Raw genomic sequence first — 13897 nt, forward strand, 5'->3', positions numbered from 1 at the left:
CCTGTTCAGAATCAGTTCTTATCCAGACCGTAGCAGGAATGCAAAGTCCTGACAGCGAGTTCCGCATAAGGACCGTCGATCAGGATCGAAATTTTGATCTCCGACGTGGTAATGGCCTTGATATTGATGCCCTTGTCGGCCAGTGCCTTGAACGCGGTGGCGGCGACGCCCGCATGGCTGCGCATGCCGATGCCGATGACCGACACCTTCACCAGGCCCGATTCGTTCTGAACGACGTCGTAGCCGATCTTTTCCTTGTTCTCGCCGAGAACCTTGATCGCCTTTTCGACATCGCCCGACGGAACCGTGAAGGTCATGTCGGTCTTCGAGCCGTCTTCGGAGATGTTCTGGACGATCATGTCGACGTTGATGTGGCTTTCGGCCAGCGGTCCGAAGATCGCCGCGGAAACGCCCGGCCGGTCGGCAAGACGGCGAAGCGAGATCTGAGCCTCATCCTTGGCATAGGCGATGCCGGTGACTACTTCCTGTTCCACGATTTCATCCTCGTCACAAATCAGCGTTCCGGGCGGATTCAAGAAATCACCCATGCCCGGAGCATCGGGATCTTCGAAAGAGGAGCGCACGAAGGTACGAACCTTGTGCACCATAGCGAGTTCCACGGAACGCACCTGCAGAACCTTAGCGCCAAGCGAAGCCATTTCGAGCATTTCCTCGAAGGCGATCTTCTTCAGGCGGCGTGCCTGCGGCACGATGCGCGGGTCCGTCGTATAGACGCCGTCGACATCGGTATAGATATCGCAGCGATCGGCCTTGACCGCAGCGGCGATCGCCACCGCCGACGTATCGGAGCCACCGCGGCCAAGCGTCGCGATGCGGTTGTCGGGGCCGAGGCCCTGGAAGCCGGCGACGACGGCCACCTGCCCCTCGCTCATGCGCTTGATGATGTCGGAGCCATCGATATCGAGAATGCGCGCGGCGCCATGGGCATTGTCAGTGCGGATCGGGATCTGCCAGCCCTGCCAGGAGCGGGCGTTGATATCCATCGCCTGCAGCGCGATCGCGAGCAATCCGGAGGTCACCTGCTCGCCCGACGCGACGACCGCATCATATTCGCGCGCATCGTAGAACGGCGAATTGGCGCCAACGACCTTCGGCGTTCCCTGCACCCAGCCGACCAGTTCGTTGGTCTTGCCGGACATGGCGGATACGACGACCGCCACTTCATGGCCGGCATCGACTTCACGTTTCACATGGCGGGCAACGTTCTTGATGCGGTCCAGGTCAGCGACGGAGGTTCCGCCGAATTTCATTACGATGCGTGCCATATGCCTCTACCACGACCTAGTGCCGAGAGAGACCAAAGCCAGACCCGGCATCACGAGCCCCACACGGAACCGCACGGCCGAAGAGCCAGGAATTGGGAGTTTCTGGAACCCTTCTAAAGCCTTGCGCCCCAAGGGCCCAAGTTGCCGCGTCTCTTAGCGAGTTTGTGGGGGGGTGGCAAGGTGTGGAACGGAGAATGGCGGCGTGCTGGCGCCGAAGGCGGATGGCTATCCTTGAAGTGGGTGGGCGCGGCGCTAATTCCCCCATCGGCCTTCACCTTTGACGCAGACAGGACAGCATAGGGAGCGATTTGTTTTGCGCGAAATGAACCACGCTGAGCGCCGGCGGAGCTTGGTGCACCTAGAAGGACTGATGGCAATCCTGAAACCTCTTGCCAATGCGAACGAGAACACGAAGCTCTGCGTGGCGATGACGCGGGTGCAGGCACTTTTGCGAGACAGTCTTGACGATGTGGCCGAAGCAGCCAATCCGGTCGCCGATGAAATTGTCGAGGAAGCCGTTCAAATCGTCGCAGAGATCGAATTCAGGCTGACGATGGGCCTCCGTTCCGGCACCGTTCATTAGCATATCAGGACGACAGAAGAACCGGCGCCCGTCCCGCCTTGCGTCCGTATTTTAGAGGGGATCAAGCTTGTCACAACCCGTACTGTTCACCCCGTTTCGCGTCCGCAATGTTGAGCTTGCAAATCGGATCGTGATTGCGCCGATGTGCCAGTACTCTGCCGAAAATGGCTGCATGACCGATTGGCATATGATCCATCTCGGCCAGCTGGCTTTGTCGGGCGCGGCGTTGCTGACCATTGAGGCGACGGCTGTCGTTCCCGAAGGGCGGATCACGTTTGCGGATGTCGGGCTCTACGACGATGCCACCGAAGCGGCGATGGCCCGCACTCTCGAAGCCATCCGCCGCTGGTCCGATATACCAATTGCCGTGCAGCTTGCCCATGCAGGCCGCAAGGCATCCACGGAGGTTCCGTGGCGCGGTGGCGCGCAGTTCCCACCCGATCATTCGCATGGCTGGCAGACCCAGGCACCATCGGCGATCGCTTTCAATCCCAACTATGTGCCGCCGACGGCGCTGAACCAGGAAGGCCTGAAGCGCGTGCGGGACGCCTTCGCTGCCGCGGCCGTACGCGCAGCAAGGATCGGCATCGATGCCGTTCAAATTCATGGCGCGCACGGCTATTTGCTGCATCAGTTCCTATCGCCGCTATCCAATCACCGTTCCGACGAGTATGGCGGCTCGCTCGAAAACCGCATGCGGTTTCCGCTTGAAGTCTTCGATGCCGTCAGAGCGGCCTTGCCGTCCGACAGAACTGTCACGATGCGGGTCTCAGCGACAGACTGGATGGAGGGCGGCCTGGACATCGACCAAGTCATAACCTTTGCCCAGAATCTCAAATCAAGGGGGTGCGATGCAATCCACGTATCGAGCGGAGGGTTGCATTCGGCCCAGCAGATTCTTGTCGCACCCAACTACCAAGTGCCGCTTGCACGTGCGATCAAATCTGCCGTCGATATACCTATTGTCGCAGTTGGCCTGATCACCGAGCCTATACAGGCCGAGGCTATTGTCGCTACCGGCGATGCCGATCTGATCGCTCTCGCCCGCGCGGTGCTCTACGATCCTCGTTGGCCCTGGCACGCTGCAGCAAAACTCGGCGGCAAGGTGAAGGCCGCCAATCAATATCTCCGCTGCCAGCCTCCGCAGTTCAAATCGCTGTTCATGACCTGACGGCGCGCACCGGCCCCGTAAGCATTCAGCCGGGACTATACGTCGGAGCTCCAACCGCCCGAAAGGCGCAGTTGCATCACGCCACGGAAACAGGCAGCCTGACTGCGCCGAGAAGACGCCGGCCGTCCATCTGCGTCCATCGGCTCCGACGCAAGGGCTTCGATCGCATATGACGCGTGCGCAGCAAATCGGCGTAATCATTGGCCTCGCCATTGTCGCGGCCCTCACGGTGCTGCGGGCAAGCGATCCGCCACTCTTGCGGCAGATCCGCGACATCACCTTCGACGAATATCAGCGCATTTCACCACGCGCTTTCGAGCCAACGCCGGTCCGCATTATCGACATCGACGAGGCATCGCTCAAGGAGTTCGGCCAGTGGCCCTGGCCGCGCGACCGGCTGGCCGTTCTCGTAGAACGGCTATCGGATCTGGGTGCTGCTGCGATCGCCTTCGACGTCCTGTTCGCCGAGCCTGACCGCCTCTCGCCGCGCACCGTCATGCGCGATGTTGCCGGCGTTGACCCGACGTTGCTAAACCGCCTGCCTGACAATGACGAGCTTTTCGCCGAGGCGATCGCCGGACGCCCCGTCGTGCTCGGCTTCGGCCTGACGACCGAGGGTAGCTACCGACCACCGGTCAAGGCGGGCTTCGCCTTTACCGGCGAAAGCCCAGTTAACGCTCCTCCCCGCCTCGATGCAGCGACCCCGATACGCCCACAATTGCAGATCAATGCCACGGGTCTCGGCCATATCAGCCTCAATCCCGGCAATCCCTCCGCTGTCGTACGCAAGGTGCCGCTCTTTTTGACGGACGGCGAGCAACTCTATCCGAATCTGGCGATCGAGGCTCTGCGCGTTGCCCAAGGCGCTTCAACCTATGTGCTGGCGGCCGCCCCCGAAGCTCCCGACACACTGACATCGGCCAAGATCGGCGAGTTCATCGTGCCGGTGACGGCCAGCGGCGAACTGTGGCTGTATACCAGTCCCGATGTTGCAGAGCGCTATATCTCCGCCGGCAAGATCCTGGCCCCGCAGGGCGTCGATCCGCAAATCGCTGCCGCCATCGAAGGAAGCATCGTCTTTGTCGGGACGTCCTCGGCCGGTCTGCAGGATATCCGGACGACGGCTCTCGGCCAGAACGTCCCTGGTGTTTCCATGCATGCCCAGACCGTCGAGCAGATCCTGACCGGTCATTTTCTCTCCCGGCCCGACTGGGCGGATGGAATGGAAATCCTTGCGATTGCCGTGCTGGGCACGATCCTGGTTGTGCTGACCACCTTCGTCAGCCCGGCCGTAGCGCTCGTCTGTGGCCTCTGCATTACGGCGCTGGCGCTTGCTGCCTCATGGTTTGCCTTTTCTGCCTGGGGCCTGCTTTTGGATCCGCTCGCACCAATCATCGCCGGCTCGATCATCCATTTCGCCGCGACCTCCTTTCGCATTCTCGTCATCGACCGCGAACGGCGCGAAGTCCGCCGCGCCTTCGGGCAATATCTTTCACCCTCACTGCTTTATCGGATCGAGCACACCCGCGATGCGATGCGCCTCGGAGGCGACGACCGCGAACTGACCGTGATGTTCGTCGACGTTCGCGGTTTCACCGAACTCAGCGAGCGGCTGCAGCCGGCCGAAGTCGTCCGCTTCTTGAACACGTTGCTCGATGCGCTGAGCCGCCACGTGACCGCCAATGAAGGCACGCTCGACAAGTTTATCGGCGACTCGATCATGGCCTTCTGGAACGCTCCGGTGGATGTCCTGAACCATCCTGCCAAGGCGGTCCGAGCAGCCCTTGCGATGCGTGAGACGCTCGCCTCACTTAACGCATCGGATGCCTTCGGCTTCGGCAAGGAGTACCAAGTTGGCATCGGTATCGGCATTCATACAGGCCTTGCCTGCGTCGGCAACATGGGGGCCGAGACGCGCTTCAACTATTCCGCTGTCGGCGATGCCGTCAACGTCGCGGCACGCATCGAGTCCGCCTGCAAGGAGGTTGGTTTCGACATTCTCGTCTCCGAGAACACGGCTGGCGAGTTGTTGCATTTTGCGCTCCTCGACGCCGGCCTACTTGGACTGAAGGGCAAGAGCAGCAGAGCGCACCTTTATGCAGTTATCGGCGGCGAACAGGTTCGAAGCTCCGGCGCCTTTGCTGACATGCAGCACATTCACACCGAGCTTGTCACGGCACTGCGCGCCCATTCGGCGGAGAGCCGGAAAATGCTCAGCGTCGCCAAGCTCAAGGCGGCGGAACTAACAGCAACTCTACCTCAGTTCTACAGCCGCCTTGGGCGCCGGGCCGAACACTTCCGTGACAGTCCCGGCAACGACGATGACAGCACTCGTGCGGGCTTGCCGCGCGAACCCAAGGTGCATCTTGAACCTTAATAATTTCCGCTTCGGCCTTCGCGACCACGACGACCGTCGCGATCGTGATCGTTGTCGTCCCCGCCATGTCCGCGATGATCGCGATCATGGTGGTCTCGACCGTGGTGATCCCGGTCATGATGATGATCAGGCTTGTCCGGTTTATCCGGCGGATCTGGCGTGTCCGGTGCCTGTTGCTGTGGCTGTTGCTGTGGCTGTTGCGGCGTCTGCTGTGGAGCCTGCGGTGCTTGCTGTGGTGCCTGTGGCGCAGGTCGCTCCTGCCGTTGTTGTGGCTGCGGCCGATCCTGGCGGTCCTGGCGCAGCGATGCCAGCCCACAACTGGTGCGGATGCCGCCAAGCGCCCCGGAAAGCTGCTGATCCCCCGAAAGGAATGGCAGCGCTCGCGGATTGCTGAGTGTCTGGAGTGTACGGCGGTCGACCTGGCTGGGATCGGTCATCCTGCCGCCGCGTGTTGCAATCACGCAATCGCACTGCTGACGCAACTGTCTGCAGCCGCCCGGGCCGCAGAAGCTCGCCGCTCCGTTGAGCAATACGATGGCGGTCGTGCCGTTGGGTCCGACGTAGAAATCGAAGGCCGTGCCACGTACCCCGATTGTCCCGGCCGGCGTCACGATCGAATAGGCCGAGGAGGCCGAATTGCCGCTGATCCATCGGAACGTCCCCTTCGCCGCCTTGATCGAAAGGCGCTTCACAGAGGCGGAATCGTCATAGACGAACTTGTCGATCACAACCGTCGAGCCAGCGCCGACAGCGAGCTTCGTACCGTCCTTGAATATGAACTGCCCGAGGCCCGATTTAGAGGTTCGGATGCGCTCGTCGCGGTGAACCGGCGATCGAACGACGAGCGGACCGGTTTCACCCGTCACCTCGGTGCGGATCAGTGTCGCCTGCCCCACCGGCTCGGCGGAAAAGGCCTGCATCGGGCTAAACAAAGCAAAAAGGACACCTGCAGCGACAGCACCACAGAAGCGTGACATGGTCGATCCCCAACAAACTATCAGTATATTAGCATATTGTTAACTTTAACGTCTCCTCATCTTCTTGGTGTAGGCTGCGCTGCAGTTCGCCTCATTTGAAAGTTGCTTGCGACACTGCGTCCGCGGTCAGCTCTTGACTTCCTCACAGCTTCGTCCGACTTCACTCGGAACGAAATGCGAGGACGGAAACATGAGCGAAGCGGCAAAAAGCACGATCGATCAGGAAGAGGTGGACCGCTTCTCGGCGATGGCGGCGGAATGGTGGAGCCCTACCGGCAAGTTCAAGCCGCTGCACAAGTTCAATCCCGTACGGCTCGCCTACATCCGCGACAGAGCAGCGGAAAACTTCGGACGCGACATCCGTAGCGCGAAGCCGCTGGACGGTCTTCGCGTCCTCGATATCGGCTGCGGTGGCGGCTTGCTGTCGGAACCGGTTGCGCGGATGGGCGCCAGCGTCGTTGGTGCGGATCCATCGGAGAAGAACATCGGCATTGCCTCGACGCATGCGAAGGCCTCCGGTGTGCCTGTCGATTATCGGGCGGTGACGGCCGAACAACTTGCGGAGGCCGGCGAAACTTTCGACATCGTCCTCAACATGGAAGTCGTGGAACACGTCGCCGACGTCGATTTTTTCCTGACCACCTGCGCCGGGATGGTTCGCCCGGGTGGCCTGATGTTCGTCGCGACTATCAATCGGACGATGAAGGCAGCCGCACTCGCCATTTTTGCCGCAGAAAATATCCTGCGGTGGCTGCCGCGTGGCACGCATCAGTATGAGAAGCTGGTTCGTCCGGAAGAGATCGAAAAGCCCGTGACGGCAAACGGCCTCTCGATCATCGATCGCACGGGCGTCTTCTTCAATCCGCTGTCAAATCAGTGGAATCTGTCGAAGGACATGGACGTAAACTACATGATGCTGGCGAAACGTACCGTCGTATAGAGTTTGCGGGGGGCAGATGCCCCTCGGCGTGCCTACCGTGAGCCACAACATTCTTTGAAGGGTTTGCCGGAGCCGCATGGGCACAGGTCGCGACTGCGTCGTTGCAGACGACCGATCAAGCGCACCTTCGCCGCCGACGGCAGCGACGATGCCACGAAAGCCGCCAACTTTGCCGAAACACCTGGCACCACCAGGCGACGGCCGGATTTGAACCCGCGCCACGCGCGCTCGGCCACATAGTCGGAGCTGAGCTTGGGCAGGATCTTGAACAGTGCAGCCCGGCCCGCGCCTGACCGCTCCAGGAACTCCGTCGCAACAGGTCCGGGCGCGACACAGGTCACCGTCACGCCGGTCGATTTGACCTCCTGATGCAACGCCTCCGAAAAGGAGCGAACGAAGGCCTTGCTGGCGTAGTACAGCGCCATGTTCGGACCCGGGGTGAAGCCGGCAATGGAACCGAGGTTGAGTACGCCGCCGCGCCCACGGGCCACCATTCCCGGCAGGAAATGCAGCGTCATATCGGTCAGCGCGCGAATGTTAACGTCGACCATGCCGAGCTGGTCTGCAATCGGAAGCGCTGTCGCCGGACCGCGCAAACCATAGCCGGCACTGTTCACCAAAACGTCGCAGACCAAGCCGTTGGCCGTGAGGAAGTCCTTCAGTCGCGTCGAGGCGTCGGCCGCGAGAAGGTCGAGCGAGAAGGTGAATGCTTCGCCACCGGCCGCTTTCACATCGTCTGCGGCGGCAGCCAGCCCGTCCAACGACCGCGCAACGAGGACGACAATCGCACCTTCGCATGCGGCGACCTTAGCGATCGCCCGGCCAATGCCGCGGGACGCGCCGACCACGACGACGGCGGGGCGCAATGTTTCACGTTGTTTGTCTGTCATGATGCCTCTCCCGACGCCGCCTCGCCGGGGATCGCTCCACTTGAAGCCATGTCTCGGACTTCATCTGTGATGGCTCCGTTCAAAATGTTTTCGAAGCGAATCAGGGCGCGGGCTACATTGGCGCCATCCATCACCCGATGGTCATAGTGGACGCGGACGGTGACCGTTCCGTCTTCGGAAATCGAGCCATAATTGAAAATGGTGGTCAGCGGCGTCAGCGGGTTCAGCGATTCTGCGCCCAGGCCCGAATAGACCGACAGCTGGAATGTACCGAAGCGGCGTCCGCGCTGCCGCCCGAGGTTGAGCCCCAGCCACATCAGCAGCCAACGAATCGGGCCAGGCGCGCGCGCAAATTTCAGAGCCTTGCGGAACTGCTTGATCTCCTGAACAGGCTTTGACCTGGCGGCCAGAAACAGTTCCTCGATCTCCCCTATTGACCGATGCTCCGGATCTTCGATCGTGCTCAATAGCACGATCCGCTCCCCCTCGTGCTCGCGCTCGTGAGCGACGGAGGCAATACTGACCGGATATTCGTAGAGCTGGGGCCGGGGCAGCTTGACATAAGCGCGCCGCAGTTCCGGCACGTCCTGGCTGAGAAGCGCATAACCCTTCAGGAACAACACGGTCCAGGATGTCTTGCTCTGTTGCGCCATCCTCGCTTGCTGTAATGGCCCGAGGTTCATCTGCCGCTGCACCGTGACGCGCGGCACGCCGATCGAGAACCGCATGAGGTCTCCGACCAGACGTCGTGATGGCGAAAGCTTGATGGCACGTCCCCGCATCATGCGTCCTCTAGTAGATGTAGGGGATAATTCGCTTTGTCCGGTCCATGTAGGCACGATACTCAGGGCCAAAAATCTCCAGCATCATGCGCTCCTCCTTGTCCACCCGCAAAAAGAAGAGGACTGCGAAGCCGATCACGCCTGCCAGCCCAACCACCCAATTTGCCAGCAGAAATACCTGGCCGAGCGCCATCAGCAGAAAGGACGTGTACATGGGATGGCGCACAAATGCGTAGGGACCGTGGGAAATCAGCTCGTGCTTCTCGCGAATCTGCAGGGTGATCGACCAGTTGCGGCCGAGCGCCTTGTGCGTCCTGCGGAAGACCCACATGGCTGTGCAAAACAATATTGCGCCAAGGATCACCGCCCATGAATGCGCCGTATAGTCGGCAGCCTCCGGCCTCCCCGTCGCGACATAGAAGCCGGGAACAAAGGCAAGCCCCAGGAGCGCGGCCGAAAGACCTACCGATTCAACTCCCGAACGACGGTCGCTGACAACCCTCGTTCGCCTCGCGCGACGTTCCGAAGGATAGCGAATTGCGTACCAGGCGATAATGCCAAGTACCCACACAATTTTACCAATGAGAGCAACGCTCAATTCAGATCACCGGAGCCCTTCGTCGATCATGCGGACGCGATGACCCGATGGGCTCGCTCCGCAGTCACGTATTCATCTCTCGAAGCTTTGTAATGAACTCTTGCGGACGAAGCCAGATGCTGGGTGTCTTGTATCCCATGGAACCTGCGATCTCGCCGACGAAATTGTTGCAATTGTCGACCGTGGCCTGCCACAGCTTCGATTTTGCCTGCAGTTGGCGAATGAAGGCGACGGTCTTGTTGTACTCGGCTTCCGTCAACAATATGCGCCAACTTGCCGAACGATAGGCTTCTTCAAGGTCTCCATCTGTCGCTCCGGTCGACGCGGGAACGGGAATGAAGTGCCCGAGAACGTAAGGCGCGGCGTCTTCAGAAGCAGGCGCAAGCCCGGCGACCTGCGGATTGATCATCCCGCCGGACTTGTTCAGGCGCCCGAAGACCGCATAGGTATGACCATAGGTCAGCGCGTAGCGTGAACGGAATTCGATGAAATACTGGCCCTCCCGCTGGGAGGCTTTGCTGACTTGCGCGCCACTTGCGTTCGAGGTGAACCTCGGTTGCGGCGGCTTGTCGTCCGATTGGCAAGATGTGAGCGCGAGGGCGATGAGAAACAGGAGGGATTGGTGGCCTTTTGCAAGCGTCATAACTACGCTTCATCTCCGAGATCGAATGAGCACAGACCACCACGCAAAAGTGCCAGCCTAAGGTTGTGCATTTGCCCGCAGGCAGCCCGGCTCCGACAACAATTTGGGGGAGGGGCCACGAAGTCCCTCCCCCTTCCTCAAAGGTCAGATGTTACTTGGTGATTGGTGCGGCCTCTGCCACTGGCGGCGGGGCTTTGCCCTTGCCTTTACCAACTGATCCGCAAGCCGTCAGGCTCGAAACGGAAAACAACGCAACAAGGCACATTATTAGGATTCTGCTCATCAAGTAGTCCTCTCCGTTAGCATGGAATAGGTTATCGAAGGCAACGATTCTACTAATAGCGGTAAAATAGCCCCAAGCCAAGTGCAGAAAGGGCACAGTGCGCCCGTCGCGTCGCGCAAGCGACCCGCAATGCTAACAGACGGTGGCAATATCGATACAAAATGTAAGTATCATATGACCAAAACGCTGGTCCCCACGGGCGCCCGACCGTAGAGGTGAACGATGTCTTCATTGGTCATACGGATGCAACCATTCGACACCGCCTGTCCGATCAGCCACGGCTCGTTCGTTCCATGGATTCGGAAGTAGGTATCCTGCCCGCCGCGGTAGAGATAAAGTGCCGCCGCACCGAGAGGATTGTTTTCCCCTCCGGGAACCCCGCCGGCATACTGCGCCAACCGCGGCTTGCGTTCGATCATGCTAGCAGTCGGCGTCCACGATGGCCACTCGGCCTTTCGCCCGACAACGGCATTGCCCTTCAGAGTAAGACCTTCCTCGCCGACTGCGACGCCATAGCGTGTCGCGCGGCCCTCTGGCTCGACGTAGTAAAGGTAGCGTTCGTAGGTGTTGACAACGATACTGCCCGGCTGCTCGCTGCCCGAATATGCAACCTCCCGTCGCCGGATACGGGAACTCGTCGAAGAAAAGGGATTCTCTATCGGCCAACTCGCCGTCGTGCATCCAGAGGCCATCAAAGCCACACAGCCCAAGATTAGGCTACGGCGCGTAATATGGTCGTTATCCATCGTTACCTGCTGATAATGGTGAGCCCTATCGTTTTCCTTTAGCATCCCGTTGTTTTCAGGCCAAGTCATCGGCGGACCGCTGCAGCGCTCTTCTGTGCAGAAACCTCCCTATCGTTGTATAAGTCCTTCATAATGTCGTCCCGTCAGAGGGCGCCTCTTGCGGCAACAGGTGCCGCAAAGCTAGGTTGGAACGGTTCGCGCCGTAGCGCCGGTGCCCTACACGGGCTTTCAGGCAGGTTGCAACTGTTCGCGTTTGAATTGGTCTGGCTGCAGGGGAGCGGTAGCAAGAAACGATGAATCTTGGTTTCGAAGGAAAAGTAGCGATTGTCACCGGCGCGGGCTCTGGCATCGGCGCGGCCATCTCCCGGCAATTGGCCGAGGAGGGTGCGGAGGTTGTTGTCGCGGATATCAATGCCGAAGCAGCAGAGCGCGTTGCCGCGGAGATTCGCGGAAAGGGGGGCAAATCTCGCCATTTTGTCGTCGATGTCACCGATGCGGCGGCGGTTGAAAAGCTGATTGCAACGGTCGCCGAAATGTGCGGAGGCCCGCATCTTGCAGTCAACAATGCCGGCGTCGACGGCGTGCGCAGGGCGACGGGCGACTACCCGCTCGACAACTGGCACAAACTGATGGACGTCAACCTCAACAGCGTTTTCTACTGCATGAAGTACGAGATCGCGGCCATGCTGGCCGGCGGTGGCGGGGCGATCGTCAACGTGTCGTCCGTGCTCGGTGCCGTCGCATTGCCAATTGCATGTGCCTATACGGCAGCCAAGCACGGCGTCGTCGGCCTGACAAAGGCCGCGGCTATCGAATATGCGCGCTTGGGCATCCGCATCAATGCGGTCGGCCCCGGCTGGATTGAAACACCGCTTTCGTCAGAACATCGCGATATTGCGAGCAGTCGCCGCATGGAGGCACTGCAGCCGATGGGCCGGCGCGGCACGCCGGAGGAAGTGGCAGCGCTCGTCTGCTTCCTATTGTCAGAGCAAGCAAGCTTCATCACCGGCAGCTACCATCTCGTGGACGGAGCATACAGCGCGCACTAGCTTAATTCACATCGTCGGGCAGAACAGGCAGGGCGGCAATCTCGATGCCCTCCTCAAGGAGTGCTTGCGCTTCATCCATAGTGGTCTGCCCGATGATCCCGCGGGCGTCGCTCTCTCCATAGTGGATCTTGCGCGCTTCCTCGGGAAACCGTGTTCCGACATCCTCGGAATTCGCCTTGATCGTCGCAACGGCCTCTTTTAGCTTCTGGAACGCGTCCCGACGCATCGTATCCATCGCGAGCGTCTGCATTTCGTCCTTCTTGCGCGCCGTCGAAACGGACGGCGCCATCAGGAGCTTGGAGATGGACGCGGAATTGCAGACGGGACAGGTTAGAAATCCTGATGCGACCTGGCGATCGAAATCGGCGCTTTCGGAAAACCAGCCTTCGAATTCATGGGTATTTTCACAACGCAGGGAATAACGGATCAAGCGGCCACACCTCCTGCAACTGCCCCTGCAACCCTCTCGATGGAAAAATCACGGCCATTTTTCAGGTTCGGAATCTTGTCATGGGCGGCCTTGACGGCAGCGGTGTCAATGTCGGCGATGATGACGGCCTCCTCAGTTGGGCCGGCCGAAGCCAGTACACGGCCCCACGGATCGATGATCATCGAATGACCAAAAGTCTCTCGTCCGTCCTCGTGACGACCCGCCTGAGCAGCGGCAATCACAAAAACGCCGTTCTCGATTGCGCGCGCACGCAGCAGGATTTCCCAATGCGCTTCGCCGGTCTGCTTCGTGAAGGCGGCAGGCACTGTCATCACTTCAGCGCCCGCAACGGCCTGGGCGCGGAAAAGTGCGGGGAAGCGAACATCGTAGCAGATCGCAAAGCCCATTTCGGCGAAGGGAAGCGACAATACGCGCACCTCGGACCCCGGGCGGTAGGCCGCGCTCTCGCGCCAGCTTTCGCCGTTGTCGAGATCGACGTCGAACATGTGGATCTTGTCATAACGATTGAGGATCCTGCCATCAGGGCCGAAGAGATAGCCGCGGTTGGCGAGCTTCCCGTCATCCAGCGCGATTGCGGTAGATCCCACGTGCATGAAGATGCCCAGATCCCGTGCTAGCTCCGAACCGGTCCGGACGATGACATCAGTGGTTTCGTCGCGCAGGAGAGCCTTGGCAGCCGCCCGGTCGCGCTGCAGCATGCCTGTCATCTCAGGTGTCTGCACATACGTCGCGCCCAGGCCCGCAGCCTCGCGGACGAGGCGCGCCATCGCCGCCGCGTTCCTCTCGGGATCGACGCCGGAACACATCTGGATGGCGGCCGCCGTAAACGTCATCGCTCTTCCTTACGCAGCAAGCAGAGGATCAAGCCCACCGGCACGATCCAACGCATAGAGATCATCACATCCGCCGACATGCTGCTCGCCAATAAAAATCTGCGGGAAGGTCGTGCGACCGTTGGACTTGCCGATCATCTCCTGGCGAAGCTCCGGCGCAGAGGTTGCATCGTGCTCGACGAAATCGACGCCCTTTTCGGACAGCAGCGTTTTGGCGCGCGCGCAATAACCGCAGGCTTGGCGCGTATAGATGGTGACGGGTGCCATGAGGACTCCAGACAATACAGG

General features: G+C 60.3%; 16 protein-coding genes. 5 read left to right on the top strand and 11 right to left on the bottom strand.

From position 1 onward, the window contains the following. Positions 1-11: 11 nt before the first annotated feature. Positions 12-1286 carry an aspartate kinase gene (locus PMI09_RS07605; RefSeq protein ID WP_007790625.1) on the bottom strand — a complete coding sequence of 425 codons (1275 nt, stop codon included), beginning with the start codon at positions 1284-1286 and terminating at the stop codon, positions 12-14. A gap of 370 nt (positions 1287-1656) precedes the next feature. On the opposite strand from PMI09_RS07605, the gene PMI09_RS07610 reads away from it, so the two are divergent. The 3 genes from PMI09_RS07610 to PMI09_RS07620 all read left to right on the top strand — a co-directional run bounded on the left by PMI09_RS07610 (position 1657) and on the right by PMI09_RS07620 (position 5417). Next, complete coding sequence (locus PMI09_RS07610; protein WP_037082229.1) at positions 1657-1869, top strand: hypothetical protein; 213 nt, start codon at positions 1657-1659, stop codon at positions 1867-1869. A gap of 67 nt (positions 1870-1936) precedes the next feature. Further along, the gene (locus PMI09_RS07615; RefSeq protein WP_007790628.1) at positions 1937-3040 is read left to right on the top strand and encodes an NADH:flavin oxidoreductase/NADH oxidase; all 1104 of its coding nucleotides are present in this window, start codon (positions 1937-1939) and stop codon (positions 3038-3040) included. A 169-nt stretch (positions 3041-3209) separates the two neighbouring features. Continuing rightward, entirely contained in the window at positions 3210-5417 is a 2208-nt protein-coding gene (locus PMI09_RS07620) for a CHASE2 domain-containing protein (RefSeq protein WP_007790631.1), read from the top strand. On the opposite strand, the gene PMI09_RS07625 is transcribed toward PMI09_RS07620, so the two are convergent. Next, entirely contained in the window at positions 5414-6394 is a 981-nt protein-coding gene (locus PMI09_RS07625) for a FecR family protein (protein WP_007790633.1), read from the bottom strand. The two genes, PMI09_RS07620 and PMI09_RS07625, sit on opposite strands and share 4 nt — an antisense overlap. A 190-nt stretch (positions 6395-6584) precedes the next feature. On the opposite strand from PMI09_RS07625, the gene ubiG reads away from it, so the two are divergent. Continuing rightward, positions 6585-7334 (top strand): bifunctional 2-polyprenyl-6-hydroxyphenol methylase/3-demethylubiquinol 3-O-methyltransferase UbiG, encoded by a 750-nt coding sequence (ubiG, locus tag PMI09_RS07630; RefSeq protein WP_007790635.1) that lies wholly within the window; start codon positions 6585-6587, stop codon positions 7332-7334. 32 nt (positions 7335-7366) lie between these two features. Here the strand turns inward: ubiG and PMI09_RS07635 are convergent, their stop codons facing one another. The 6 genes from PMI09_RS07635 to PMI09_RS07655 form a co-directional block, all read right to left on the bottom strand. Further along, complete coding sequence (locus PMI09_RS07635) at positions 7367-8224, bottom strand: SDR family NAD(P)-dependent oxidoreductase (protein WP_007790637.1); 858 nt, start codon at positions 8222-8224, stop codon at positions 7367-7369. Beyond that, entirely contained in the window at positions 8221-9006 is a 786-nt protein-coding gene (locus PMI09_RS07640) for a hypothetical protein (RefSeq protein WP_007790640.1), read from the bottom strand. Before PMI09_RS07640 ends, PMI09_RS07635 begins: the two co-directional genes overlap by 4 nt. Before the next feature lie 10 nt (positions 9007-9016). Continuing rightward, positions 9017-9604, bottom strand: a complete 588-nt coding sequence (locus PMI09_RS07645) for a protein-S-isoprenylcysteine O-methyltransferase (protein ID WP_007790642.1) — start codon at positions 9602-9604, stop codon at positions 9017-9019. Positions 9605-9668: 64 nt separating this feature from the next. Continuing rightward, entirely contained in the window at positions 9669-10247 is a 579-nt protein-coding gene (locus PMI09_RS07650) for a hypothetical protein (RefSeq protein WP_007790644.1), read from the bottom strand. A gap of 151 nt (positions 10248-10398) precedes the next feature. Beyond that, positions 10399-10530 (bottom strand): ABC transporter, encoded by a 132-nt coding sequence (locus PMI09_RS32065; RefSeq protein WP_081499031.1) that lies wholly within the window; start codon positions 10528-10530, stop codon positions 10399-10401. Between the two features lie 170 nt (positions 10531-10700). Further along, positions 10701-11276 (bottom strand): L,D-transpeptidase, encoded by a 576-nt coding sequence (locus tag PMI09_RS07655; protein ID WP_007790646.1) that lies wholly within the window; start codon positions 11274-11276, stop codon positions 10701-10703. Positions 11277-11569: 293 nt separating this feature from the next. Between PMI09_RS07655 and PMI09_RS07660 the strand changes: the two genes are divergently transcribed. Continuing rightward, positions 11570-12325 carry an SDR family NAD(P)-dependent oxidoreductase gene (locus PMI09_RS07660; RefSeq protein ID WP_007790648.1) on the top strand — a complete coding sequence of 252 codons (756 nt, stop codon included), beginning with the start codon at positions 11570-11572 and terminating at the stop codon, positions 12323-12325. Between the two features lies 1 nt (position 12326). Here PMI09_RS07660 and PMI09_RS07665 read toward each other — a convergent pair whose 3' ends face one another. From PMI09_RS07665 to grxC, 3 genes are read right to left on the bottom strand one after another with little or no spacing between them, the layout of a single operon-like run. Next, complete coding sequence (locus PMI09_RS07665) at positions 12327-12755, bottom strand: DUF1178 family protein (RefSeq protein ID WP_007790650.1); 429 nt, start codon at positions 12753-12755, stop codon at positions 12327-12329. After that, entirely contained in the window at positions 12752-13609 is an 858-nt protein-coding gene (locus tag PMI09_RS07670; protein WP_007790653.1) for a carbon-nitrogen hydrolase family protein, read from the bottom strand. The genes PMI09_RS07665 and PMI09_RS07670 overlap by 4 nt, the downstream gene beginning before the upstream one ends. Positions 13610-13618: 9 nt before the next feature. Then, positions 13619-13876 carry a glutaredoxin 3 gene (gene grxC / locus PMI09_RS07675; protein ID WP_007790656.1) on the bottom strand — a complete coding sequence of 86 codons (258 nt, stop codon included), beginning with the start codon at positions 13874-13876 and terminating at the stop codon, positions 13619-13621. Positions 13877-13897 lie beyond the last annotated feature (21 nt).

Source organism: Rhizobium sp. CF122, assembly GCF_000282035.1.
Taxonomy (GTDB): Bacteria; Pseudomonadota; Alphaproteobacteria; order Rhizobiales; family Rhizobiaceae; genus Rhizobium.

Excerpts from the sequence above, each read along its gene's own strand:
- PMI09_RS07625 (WP_007790633.1), bottom strand. The coding sequence starts at position 6,394 with ATGTCACGCTTCTGTGGTGCTGTCGCTGCAGGTGTCCTTTTTGCTTTG.
- PMI09_RS07670 (WP_007790653.1), bottom strand. The coding sequence starts at position 13,609 with ATGACGTTTACGGCGGCCGCCATCCAGATGTGTTCCGGCGTCGATCCC.
- PMI09_RS07605 (WP_007790625.1), bottom strand. The coding sequence starts at position 1,286 with ATGGCACGCATCGTAATGAAATTCGGCGGAACCTCCGTCGCTGACCTG.
- PMI09_RS07650 (WP_007790644.1), bottom strand. The coding sequence starts at position 10,247 with ATGACGCTTGCAAAAGGCCACCAATCCCTCCTGTTTCTCATCGCCCTC.
- PMI09_RS07610 (WP_037082229.1), top strand. The coding sequence starts at position 1,657 with ATGGCAATCCTGAAACCTCTTGCCAATGCGAACGAGAACACGAAGCTC.
- PMI09_RS07635 (WP_007790637.1), bottom strand. The coding sequence starts at position 8,224 with ATGACAGACAAACAACGTGAAACATTGCGCCCCGCCGTCGTCGTGGTC.
- PMI09_RS07655 (WP_007790646.1), bottom strand. The coding sequence starts at position 11,276 with ATGGATAACGACCATATTACGCGCCGTAGCCTAATCTTGGGCTGTGTG.
- PMI09_RS07640 (WP_007790640.1), bottom strand. The coding sequence starts at position 9,006 with ATGCGGGGACGTGCCATCAAGCTTTCGCCATCACGACGTCTGGTCGGA.
- PMI09_RS32065 (WP_081499031.1), bottom strand. The coding sequence starts at position 10,530 with ATGAGCAGAATCCTAATAATGTGCCTTGTTGCGTTGTTTTCCGTTTCG.
- grxC (WP_007790656.1), bottom strand. The coding sequence starts at position 13,876 with ATGGCACCCGTCACCATCTATACGCGCCAAGCCTGCGGTTATTGCGCG.
- PMI09_RS07620 (WP_007790631.1), top strand. The coding sequence starts at position 3,210 with ATGACGCGTGCGCAGCAAATCGGCGTAATCATTGGCCTCGCCATTGTC.
- ubiG (WP_007790635.1), top strand. The coding sequence starts at position 6,585 with ATGAGCGAAGCGGCAAAAAGCACGATCGATCAGGAAGAGGTGGACCGC.
- PMI09_RS07660 (WP_007790648.1), top strand. The coding sequence starts at position 11,570 with ATGAATCTTGGTTTCGAAGGAAAAGTAGCGATTGTCACCGGCGCGGGC.